The 9,373-nt window shown below is 59.6% G+C and carries 8 protein-coding genes and 2 pseudogenes; 3 read left to right on the top strand and 7 right to left on the bottom strand.

Translation table 11 applies throughout. The annotated features are described in order from the left end of the window. Positions 1-114: 114 nt before the first annotated feature. Positions 115-429, bottom strand: a complete 315-nt coding sequence (locus HWY30_RS39935; RefSeq protein WP_090812726.1) for a transposase — start codon at positions 427-429, stop codon at positions 115-117. 187 nt (positions 430-616) lie between these two features. Between HWY30_RS39935 and HWY30_RS39930 the strand changes: the two genes are divergently transcribed. Continuing rightward, positions 617-1,864 carry an ISL3 family transposase gene (locus tag HWY30_RS39930; protein ID WP_090812725.1) on the top strand — a complete coding sequence of 416 codons (1,248 nt, stop codon included), beginning with the start codon at positions 617-619 and terminating at the stop codon, positions 1,862-1,864. Here the strand turns inward: HWY30_RS39930 and HWY30_RS39925 are convergent. Together HWY30_RS39925 and nodS are read right to left on the bottom strand one after the other, a co-directional pair. Then, positions 1,858-2,226: a carbamoyltransferase N-terminal domain-containing protein gene (locus HWY30_RS39925; RefSeq protein WP_279613345.1), complete on the bottom strand. Its 369-nt coding sequence runs from the start codon at positions 2,224-2,226 to the stop codon at positions 1,858-1,860. The genes HWY30_RS39930 and HWY30_RS39925 overlap by 7 nt on opposite strands. A 13-nt stretch (positions 2,227-2,239) precedes the next feature. After that, complete coding sequence (gene nodS / locus HWY30_RS39920) at positions 2,240-2,869, bottom strand: nodulation methyltransferase NodS (RefSeq protein ID WP_090812724.1); 630 nt, start codon at positions 2,867-2,869, stop codon at positions 2,240-2,242. Between the two features lie 595 nt (positions 2,870-3,464). On the opposite strand from nodS, the gene HWY30_RS39915 reads away from it, so the two are divergent. Both HWY30_RS39915 and HWY30_RS39910 read left to right on the top strand, forming a co-directional pair. Further along, on the top strand, positions 3,465-3,656 hold the full coding sequence (locus HWY30_RS39915; protein WP_133660304.1) for a hypothetical protein: 192 nt from the start codon (positions 3,465-3,467) through the stop codon (positions 3,654-3,656). Further along, a complete protein-coding gene (locus HWY30_RS39910) occupies positions 3,649-5,718 on the top strand; it encodes a recombinase family protein (RefSeq protein ID WP_090812722.1) in 2,070 nt (689 codons plus the stop codon). The genes HWY30_RS39915 and HWY30_RS39910 overlap by 8 nt, the downstream gene beginning before the upstream one ends. 27 nt (positions 5,719-5,745) lie before the next feature. Here the strand turns inward: HWY30_RS39910 and HWY30_RS43335 are convergent. The 4 genes and pseudogenes from HWY30_RS43335 to HWY30_RS39895 all read right to left on the bottom strand — a co-directional run. Beyond that, positions 5,746-5,856: pseudogene (locus HWY30_RS43335) on the bottom strand (integrase core domain-containing protein); the annotation flags it as partial. A gap of 15 nt (positions 5,857-5,871) precedes the next feature. Continuing rightward, positions 5,872-6,921 carry an IS110 family RNA-guided transposase gene (locus tag HWY30_RS39905; protein WP_090812721.1) on the bottom strand — a complete coding sequence of 350 codons (1,050 nt, stop codon included), beginning with the start codon at positions 6,919-6,921 and terminating at the stop codon, positions 5,872-5,874. A 213-nt stretch (positions 6,922-7,134) separates the two neighbouring features. Further along, positions 7,135-8,111 (bottom strand): annotated as a pseudogene (locus tag HWY30_RS39900) (IS3 family transposase); the annotation flags it as partial. A 145-nt stretch (positions 8,112-8,256) separates the two neighbouring features. Next, the coding region (locus HWY30_RS39895; RefSeq protein WP_279613344.1) for a carbamoyltransferase C-terminal domain-containing protein at positions 8,257-9,373 on the bottom strand (1,117 nt) is incomplete at its 5' end.

Raw genomic sequence — 9,373 nt, 5'->3', positions numbered from 1 at the left:
GAAATTCCGCCGGGTACGGGGTACGATGCTTGGCCATAATCGGCACCTCCTTCTCCAAAGGATAGATGTCCGTTTTTGCGGGTCAACTTCAGGGCCAGACAGCCTGATTCGCTTTCATGAACTCGAACCCTTGTCGGGCACGGTCCCAGTCTCCCGGGCGAACCAGGCTGCGGCTTTTGAAAGTATGTCCCGCTCAACCTCGAGCTGGCGAACCTTGCGACGCAGCCGCGTGAGTTCCGCGCGCTCGGCCGTGGTCAGTCCGTCGTGTCGTGTGCCGGCGTCACGATCGGCCTGCGCAACCCAGTTGTAGATGGTCTGCGCGGTGGGCTCAAACTCCTTGGCCAGTTCCTCCGGGGTGCGCCCGGCCTTGACCAGTTCGACCATCTGGGCCCGGAATTCCGCCGGGTACGGCGTGCGATGCTTCGCCATCTTGGGCACCTCCTTCTATTCCAAAGGATAGGTGTCCACGGAAGCGGGTCAACTCCAAGTCGGAATATCTTCGTCGTCGACTCGCCACGACGCAGGCCAGTTATGCAGATCAGGGACGTACTGCGCAAGCGCTTGCTGTTCGGGGACAATGGCGGCTTTGTCCTTGCCGGTTCCGGACTTGCTAACCATGTTGCTGACCCGTCTGCTTAACGCCTGTCATCATTTTCCCGGCTTTGTATATGAAGGGGCGCGGCTGTGCGAGGCAACTCAATCCATCGAGATCGACGTTCGGCCGCGCAAGGGTTCGAAGCCGATTTGCTCATGCTGCAACCAGTCTGCGCGAGGTTACGACTCGCTCACACAGCGCCGCTTCGAGTTTATCCCCGTCTGGGGCTTTGCCGTGTTTCTGCTCTATACCATGCGACGCGTCGATTGTCGTGCCTGTGGCGTGAAGGTCGAAGCGCTGCCGTGGGCCAACGGCAAGCACACGCTCACCCGCGCTTACATGATCTTCCTGGCGCAATGGGCGCGTAAGCTGTCCTGGAAAGAAACAGCACTGAGCTTCCGAACCAGTTGGGAGAAGGTCTTCAACGCAGTGGAATGGGTCGTCGACTGGGGGCTGAGCCATCGCGAGCTCGGCACGATCCGCGCTTTCGGCGTGGACGAGATCCAGTATGGCTGCGGACACCAATACCTCACGCTCGTCTACCAGATCGAGGCCGGCTATACGCGACTGCTGTGGGTCGGACAAGAGCGCACGAAAGAGAGTTTCGCGAAGTTCTTTGCCATGATCGGAAAGCCGCTATGTGAGAAGGTTGAATTCGTGTGCTCGGACATGTGGCAACCCTACCTGGAGATGATCGCGCGTCATTGCCCGAACGCCCTGAATATCCTCGACCGCTTTCATATCGTCGCCAAGATGAACAAGGCCATCGACGAAGTTCGTGCCGCCGAGGCCCGGCGCATGACTCGCGACGGCTATGAGCCGGTGCTCAAGAAATCCCGCTGGTGCCTGCTCAAGCGGCGCGAGAATCTCACCGGCAAGCAACGCGTTCGCCTGCGTGATTTGCTTCGGTACAACCTGCGCAGCGTGCGCGCCTATCTGCTCAAAGAAGAGTTCCAGCAACTCTGGGATTACATCTCGCCCGTGTGGGCCGGCAAATTCCTCGACCAGTGGTGCACTCAGGTAATGCGCTCACGTATCGAGCCGATGAAGAAGTTCGCCCGGACGGTGCGTACACACCGAGAGCTGATCCTCAACTACTTCCGCGCACGAAAACAGTTCTCCAGCGGTGTCATCGAGGGGCTGAACAACAAAGCCAAAGTCACCATGAGAAAAGCGTACGGCTTCCGAACCTTCAGAGCCACGGAAATCGCGCTCTATCATGCACTTGGCAAGCTCCCCGAGCCTCCGTCCACCCACACTTTTTACTGACCAACCTTATAAGGAAAGGACTGGCCGCCGACAAGCAGTCCGGAGCCGTCGAGCGAAGCGAGAAGATCATCGGCTTGGCGTTCGGCATAAGGGGCTCCTTTCAGGCTGACGGGAATCGACCCACTGAGGACCCGAAACTCCGACTCGACTACTCCGTCCCAGCCGTCGATGACAAACTGGTCGATATCGTGCGCATCGAAACCATGCTCGGCCAATGCGATCGCGATCGCGTCGAGGTCGTCGATCGCCTGATACCGCGGATTGTTGTCTCGCTTTTCCTGCTCCACGCAAAAAACCAGTTTTCCATCCTCGACAAGGGCGATCGCTCCGTCGTGCGTCAGTTTGATCCCACAGATGCGCATAATATCTCCCGGCCTAACGCTGGTAAGTTGGTCCGCACGAAGGCGAAGCCGCGTTTCGAAAACAGGCGAGCAGACAGTCTTCATTCGACGACTGACCGACGCACCTCAAGCGATCGATTTCAACCAGCTCTTCTTCCAGGATGGCTATGACCGTCTCGGCTCCGGCAATGTGGCCCCATCGCCGGCAATTGGCGTCACGTGCCGATCCGAAAACCAGCTGTCCACCGGGCGCAAGCATCCGTGCCAAATTGCGGACAGCGGCGCGCACCTCGGCGCTGCCGTCGAGGTAATAGAGAACCTCCGCCACCACGATCAGATCGAACTGTTGCTCAGTCGAAAAATGCTGGACATCGGAGACGATCCAATTGATGTGTGGTGGGTCCATCATCCGTTCGCGTGTCCTGGAAATTGCGCTTGGCACGATATCGATCACGGTGAGCCGTTGGCAGTGCGGTGCCAATTTTTCCGTGAAGGCTCCGCCTGCGCATCCGACTTCGAGCGCATTTGTGACGGATCCCTGCGAAAGCGCCATCCGAAGCATTTGCCTGTGGCGCTCGTGCTCAAAGGGATTGCTGTCGAGCCGCCATGGATCGTCTGCGTCCAATTCCCGACGCAGCAATTCGAAGTTCGTTTGATGTGTCAATTCCGCCTACCTTTATGGTGCGCCGCTGCAAGTGTCCGGACCTTGGGCCGGGACTGGTGCTCCGTTGGACACCGGCGTGTTGGTATAAGAACTACACGGCGGCCAAACGCTATTTGACCTTGCCCCTGTTTCGCGAATCCCATAGCTGAGAGATTTATGCGGCTCGCCCCTGTTGAGCGGCGAACCAGTTTTTCTCGAACGTCTTGGGGCTGACGTAGTCGAGCGTCGAGTGTAGCCGGCGCGAATTATACAAGCCGTCAACACAACGCCCATATCAGCGAATCAAAGGAGGTTCTCTACCGCTGGCATCCGTGGTACGGGCACACGGTATGGATTTTCACCACGATAGAGAGGAAGAACGCCGAGTCAGTGTTGCGCTGTGGGCGAGAGCCGTTCGACACGGCAGGCTTGCTGGAGGTGCCGCAATGGATGTTCGATCCCGTTGCCTGCTGTCGCATTACCTCGGCAACGTCTCCCGCCGTCAGCTGTGAAGCATTGAGGGAACTGAAGTACCTGCTGGCGCAGGCGCCTGCTGCCACGCCGCGCGGTATGGTACAAGCCGAGCACCATCCTTTGCTCCGTACAGGAGGTGCTGATGCGACGCCAGACAAACCCCCAACCGGGCGGTCAACTCGACCTGTTCCGTCCCTTTCCGAAGACACCACAATGGGCGCACCTGCCGCAGGAGGTCCGGCAGCAGACGGTGCGTTTGCTGGCGCAACTGCTGCGGCAACACCGTCGCGGGCTGCTCGCCGCCGTACACGAGCCGGAGGTGCGCGATGAGTGACAAGATTCGGGCGCAGCATCTGGCGCGCAAGGCCATGCTGTACGTGCGCCAGTCGTCGGCCTATCAGGTCAGCCACAATCTGGAGAGCCAGAAGCTGCAGTATGCGATGCAGGATCGTCTGCATCAGTTGGGCTGGAACGAGATCGAGGTGATCGACGAGGATCTGGGACGCTCTGCGGCCGGAACGCAAACGCGCACGGGCTTCGAACGGATGGTCGCAGAGGTCTGTCTTGGGCACGTCGGCGCAGTTGCCGCTCGCGAGGTTTCACGATTCGCGCGCAACAGTCGCGAGTGGCAGCAACTGGTTGAGGTGTGCCGCGTCGTCGACAGGGTGCTCGTCGATCAGGAGACCGTCTACTCACCGCGGCAGAGCAACGATCGTTTGCTGCTCGGCTTGAAGGGCAGCCTGAACGAATACGAGCTGGATCTGTTGCGTCAGCGTTCGCTCGAAGCTCGTCGGGAGAAGGCCAAACGCGGCGAACTCATTGTCGCGGCGCCGGTGGGTTACTGCAAGACCGAAGACCAGCGCCTGGAGAAGGATCCGGATTTGCGCGTGCAGGACGCGATCCGCTCGGTATTCCGCCAGTTCGGCGCGATTGGTTCGGTGCGTCAGACGTTGTTATGGTTCCTGGAGCACGGCCTGCAGTTGCCGGCATGCATGCCGCGCGGCGAAATCCAATGGAAACGGCCGAGCTACGGCACGGTGTACCGGATCCTGACCAACCCGATCTACGGTGGCACGTATGCCTATGGCAAGACCGAATGCGCGATCCATTACGAGGCTGGGGAACCACGCAAACGTGATCGCCGCAAACCACGGGATCAGTGGCTTGCGCTCATTCCGAATGCCCACGAAGGGTACGTTGACTGGGACGAATTCGAACGGATCCAGTGTGCCATTAGCGGCAACCTGCGTCTGGCCGGACACGCTGGCGCCCCGAAGAACGGTGATGCCCTGCTGGCGGGACTGTTGCGCTGCAGGCGCTGCGCGAGCAAGCTGACGCTACACTACACGGGTAACAGGCACGACGCCTTGCGCTATAGCTGTCATCGCGGCTGGATGGACAAGGGGCAACCGCGTTGTATTGCGTTCGGTGGCACGCGCGCGGACGCGGCCATCGCCGAGGCGGTCTTGCAGGTCGTTCAACCGGCGGCAATTGAGGCAGCAATCGTGGCGCGCGAAGAAGAGACCCTGAAGCAGGACGAAGTGCTGGCCGCGTTGCAGCGGGATCTTCAGGCTGCACGCTACGCCGCGCAACGCGCGCAGAAACAGTACGATGCTGCTGACCCCGAGAACCGGCTTGTCGCCGACGAACTGGAGCGGCGCTGGAATCATGCGCTACTACGCGTAGAGCAACTGGAATCGCGTATCGAGCAACAGTCGGGCACATCCGGCCAGATACCGCCTACCCAGCCAGAGGAGTTTACCGATCTTGCCGCTGCGTTGGAATCGATCTGGCCGCAGGCCGACGCCCGCCTGAAGAAGCGCATTGTGCGCACCCTGATCCACGAAGTCGTCGTCGACGTTGATAACGCAACGAGCGAAATCGTGCTCGTCATTCACTGGAAGGGCGGAGTACATACCGAGATTCGCGTGCCGCGGCGGCGCCGCGGAGAGAACACTACGCATACGTCACGTGAAGCAATTGAGGCCGTGCGCCAGCTTGTCCGTATCTGTCCGGATCTGGTGATTGCCGGCGTACTCAATCGCAATGACCTGCGAACCGGCCGGGGTAACTTCTGGACCCAGGAGCGAGTCACCGCGTTGCGCAGCCACCATCAGATCCCGGTCTATTCGAGCGAACGACGTGCTGCTGAAGGATGGATGACGTTGACCGAGGCATCGGCGTTCATCGGTGTGAGCCCCGGAACGCTCAGGCTCGCAGTTGAGCGCAACAAGATCCCAGCCGAACATCCGTTACCCAACGGGCCATGGATCTTCAATCGCAATTCGCTGACCGGGGACGCAGTTACCGAACTCGTCGGACGGGCTCGCGCACGGCGTGGACACCCCACAATACCAACGACACAACAGGGCTCTCTAGATTTATCAACAACATAGCGAGGTTGGGCAGTATGAAACGCACTTGTAAAAGCCAAGCCAGTCGACGATTTCGTCCATTGCCGCACGCCGGGTCGCAAAGTGCCGGCCATGCAGGCGTGCAACTTTCAGCGAACCCCACAGGCTTTCGGTCGGTGCAGTGACGCTCCTATGTCAAGGGACACGCGTTGACTCGGCCAGATCCGCGAGGATGAGCGGGTACAGCTCCCTCACGATATAGCGCTTGAGGCAGCGATGAATTTCCTTGTTCGACATGCCTTCTTTGGTCCGGCGCTCGACATAAGCACGGGTCCGAGGATCGCTTCTCATCCGCACCATCGCAATGGTCCACAAGGCATTGTTTGCAGACCGGTCGCCGCCCCTGTTCAAGCGATGCCGGACCGTTTTGCCAGACGATGCCTGCAACGGGCTCGTGCCACAAAGCGCCGCCAGCGCAGCCTCGCTTTTCAGGCGTTCGGGATTGTCGCCCGCGACGGCGACGAGCACTGCAGCGGTCTGTGGGCCAACACCGAATCTCTCACGAAGCCGACCGGCGTGCTGGCTGGTCAGGCGATCAAGCATGGCATCGAGCGTGTTGAGTTCCTCTGCCAGCGCCAGCCAGCGCTTGGCCAGCAAGCGCAACGTGGTCGTCAACGTTTGCAACATGGGCGTGTTGCCCAACGAGCGCAGGCGGGCGCAGCTCGCAACGCATTCTGCTGTCTTCGTTTTCAGAAGGCGCTCGCGAATTTCCTGTGGCGCGCTGACCAGCAAAGCCCGCAACTGATTGATGGCCTGCGTTTTCGCTTTTACAGCGCTGCGTCTGGCAACGGAGACGGCGCGCATTGCTTCGGCAGCGCCGGACTGCTCCTTGGGAATAGCAGTTGCTTTTCCGGAGAGAACCGCGCGGGCTGCATTTTCTGCATCGGTGGGATCGGACTTCCCTCGAGACCGACGTGTCGCCCGGTCGGGGCGATTGACTTCGAGTACTTCAATCTCGTGATCGCGCAGCACGCGCGCCAAACCCGCTCCATAGGTGCCGGTCCCTTCTACGCCGGCACGGCGCAGATGACCGAACGAATTCGCCCAGGTCACCAGGTTGAGATATCCTGCCGTGTCGGTCGATACCGACAGCGTTCCAAGGAGTTTTCCCGTGTCACTGATCACAGCCCCAACATGCGCATCCAGATGCGTGTCGACACCCAGAATCACTTCGTTTTGTTCCATGCGTATTTCCGTTGTAGTGGGCGCATCGCCAACCCCACTCGCAGGACAGGACACTCATGGTGCAGAACAAAGCTCCTATCAGGTCACAGACGGTGAGCCCGGCAACGCTCGGGGAACGCCGGAAGCCGATCGACAGGTCAACGCCAAGGCAGTTCGGCCAATCCCAGCACGGGTCAGATCGGTCCGACGTTCAGAAGCGATCTTAGACTGAGTGTCCCAGCAGTCGCCGCGCCGACTCATCGACGAGCGCATGCCGTAGGCCTTCAGCGTGTCCTGGAACAGCCCGCTGCAATACTGGCTACCCCGGTCGCTATGGACGATGACGCCAGCCTCTGGACGGCGCCGGAACCACGCCATACGCAGCGCATCGGTGACCAGTTCCGCTTTCATGTGTGGCTGCATCGACCAGCCCACCACCTGCCTGCTGAACAGGTCAATGATGACCGCCAGATAAACCCAGCCTTCAGCCGTCGCACAGTACGTGATGTCGCTCGTCCAGACCCGGTTCGGCGCCGTTGCTGTGAAGTTACGCTCCAACAAGTTCGGCGCCACCGGCAGGTTGTGATTCGAGTTCGTCGTCGCGATGTACTTGCGCTTGTGTCGGGCACGGATGCCATGCTGCGCCATCAGCTTGCGAACACGCTCCTTGCCCACGCGCACGCCGCGCGCAACGAGCTCTTTCCACATGCGCGGCCAACCATATTCGCCCTTGACCTGCACGTGAATTGCCTTGATGTGCGCGAGCAGGGCATCGTTGCTGATACGGCATCTGTGCGGCTTGTCATCACCGCTGCGCTGCTGGCGCTGATGATATCCGCTGGGACTGATTCCCAGTACTTCGCACAGCATTGAGACTGGCCAGTGGCGTCGATTCCGGTCAATGAACGCGCACTTCACATCAATTCCTTTGCGAAGTACGCCGCCGCTTTTTTTGTGATGTCGAGCTCCATCTTCAGGCGAGACACTTCCGCTCTCAACCGCGCCAGTTCCATCTGCTCGGGACTGACCGGCTTCGACCCGGCTCCGACCAGTTTGCCTTCCCTGTCCGCCTTGACCCAGTTGTGAAGGGTCTGCTGCACCACGCCCAGCGTCGCCGACACCGCAGCCAAACTCTGGCCGTTCTTTACCAGTCGGACCGCTTCCAGTTTGAATTCGAGCGTGTACTGCGCCCGCTTTGCCTTGACCGTCATCGTTTCCTCTCCTTGCTTGAGTTTACACACTCAGCAAGGGATTCGTTTTTCGGGGGTAAGGTCAATTGTTTAACGTTCTAGAAAAATAGCTCGCGAGCGCTGTTACCTAGTTTCAGATCTTCAGCCACTCATTGAAAGGGCGTCGTTACCGTGACAACGCCCGTGAGGGATGTAGCCGAACCCGACGCTGTTCCCACAATCCGCGCAGCTCCTCGACGAGGGCTTCACGTCGAGTCTGCTCAGGCGTAATCGTATCGAGAAGATCTCCGAGTACGGCTTCGCCTTCGATCCGCATCAGCAGATCGAACAACTCATGTGAAATACGCACACTGTCACAGTTGGAGCCGCCGGTGCGAATTTCGCACACCGTCTCCTGACGATCCCGCGCTGTGTGAGCGCGGACTCGATAGAGCGATGCATAGGGCGGCAGTGAAACCGCGAGCGCAGTCCAATGTTCCTGCGTTGCGGGCCGCTTTTTGACGAGGAACGGACCGACCACAAGTCCATCCAGCTCTGTCGTCAGAAATGTGGCAATCGCGTCTGCAACCGAATCTACGATCGGCTCAGCGTTGTTATTAAAGGAAGTATTGAGCAGAATTGGGATACCTGTCCGCTTCTTGAACGCATTAATAACCTCCCAGTAGGGGGGATTGGTCTTGCGCGATACTGTTTGCAGCCGCGCTGTACCGTCAATGTGCGTGATTGCGCCGAGCAAGGGACGCTTGGAGTCGCGCACGCGAACTACAAAATTCATAAAAGGGAATTCGCGGGTGCCCTCTGGGAGGTCAAAAAATTCGCGCGCATCGTCCTCGAGCACTGATGGCGCGAACGGTCGGTAACCCTCGCGCTTCTTGACCATGGCGTTGATCCGGTCCTTGTTTGCCGCCGGCCTGGGATCGGCAAGAATGCTGCGGTTGCCAAGCGCGCGTGGCCCGAACTCCGAACGACCCTGCACCCAGCCGATCACGGCGCCATTGGCCATCCAGTCCGCTGCTCTGCCTGCCACGTCATCACTGCGTTCAACGTGGAGGTGTCCGGCCCACGCATTCAATTCTTGCTCCACGACCAGATCGCTCCCCAGATCGGGCCCCCAATAAACCTCCTGCAATCGCTCACGCGGCGCGGGCCGACCGAAGTCGCTTGACATCATAAGGGCAGCGCCTAATGCGCAACCGGCGTCATGCGCTGCGGGCTGCACGAAGATGTCTGCGAAAAGTCCCGAATACAGCAGCTTACCGTTCATGGTGCAGTTATGAGCTACT

The sequence above is a fragment of the Paraburkholderia tuberum STM678 genome (assembly GCF_902833905.1).
In the GTDB taxonomy this organism is placed as follows: domain Bacteria; phylum Pseudomonadota; class Gammaproteobacteria; order Burkholderiales; family Burkholderiaceae; genus Paraburkholderia; species Paraburkholderia tuberum.
Note: the sequence above shows the minus strand (reverse complement) of the source record. Positions and strands in the feature narration are given on the sequence as shown.

Bases quoted from the DNA above. Each gene is read 5' to 3' on its own strand.
- HWY30_RS39935 (WP_090812726.1), bottom strand. From the start codon at position 429: ATGGCGAAGCATCGCACGCCGTACCCGGCGGAATTCCGGGCCCAGATG.
- HWY30_RS39930 (WP_090812725.1), top strand. From the start codon at position 617: ATGTTGCTGACCCGTCTGCTTAACGCCTGTCATCATTTTCCCGGCTTT.
- HWY30_RS39905 (WP_090812721.1), bottom strand. From the start codon at position 6,921: ATGGAACAAAACGAAGTGATTCTGGGTGTCGACACGCATCTGGATGCG.
- HWY30_RS39915 (WP_133660304.1), top strand. From the start codon at position 3,465: ATGCGACGCCAGACAAACCCCCAACCGGGCGGTCAACTCGACCTGTTC.
- HWY30_RS39925 (WP_279613345.1), bottom strand. From the start codon at position 2,226: ATGCGCATCTGTGGGATCAAACTGACGCACGACGGAGCGATCGCCCTT.
- HWY30_RS39910 (WP_090812722.1), top strand. From the start codon at position 3,649: ATGAGTGACAAGATTCGGGCGCAGCATCTGGCGCGCAAGGCCATGCTG.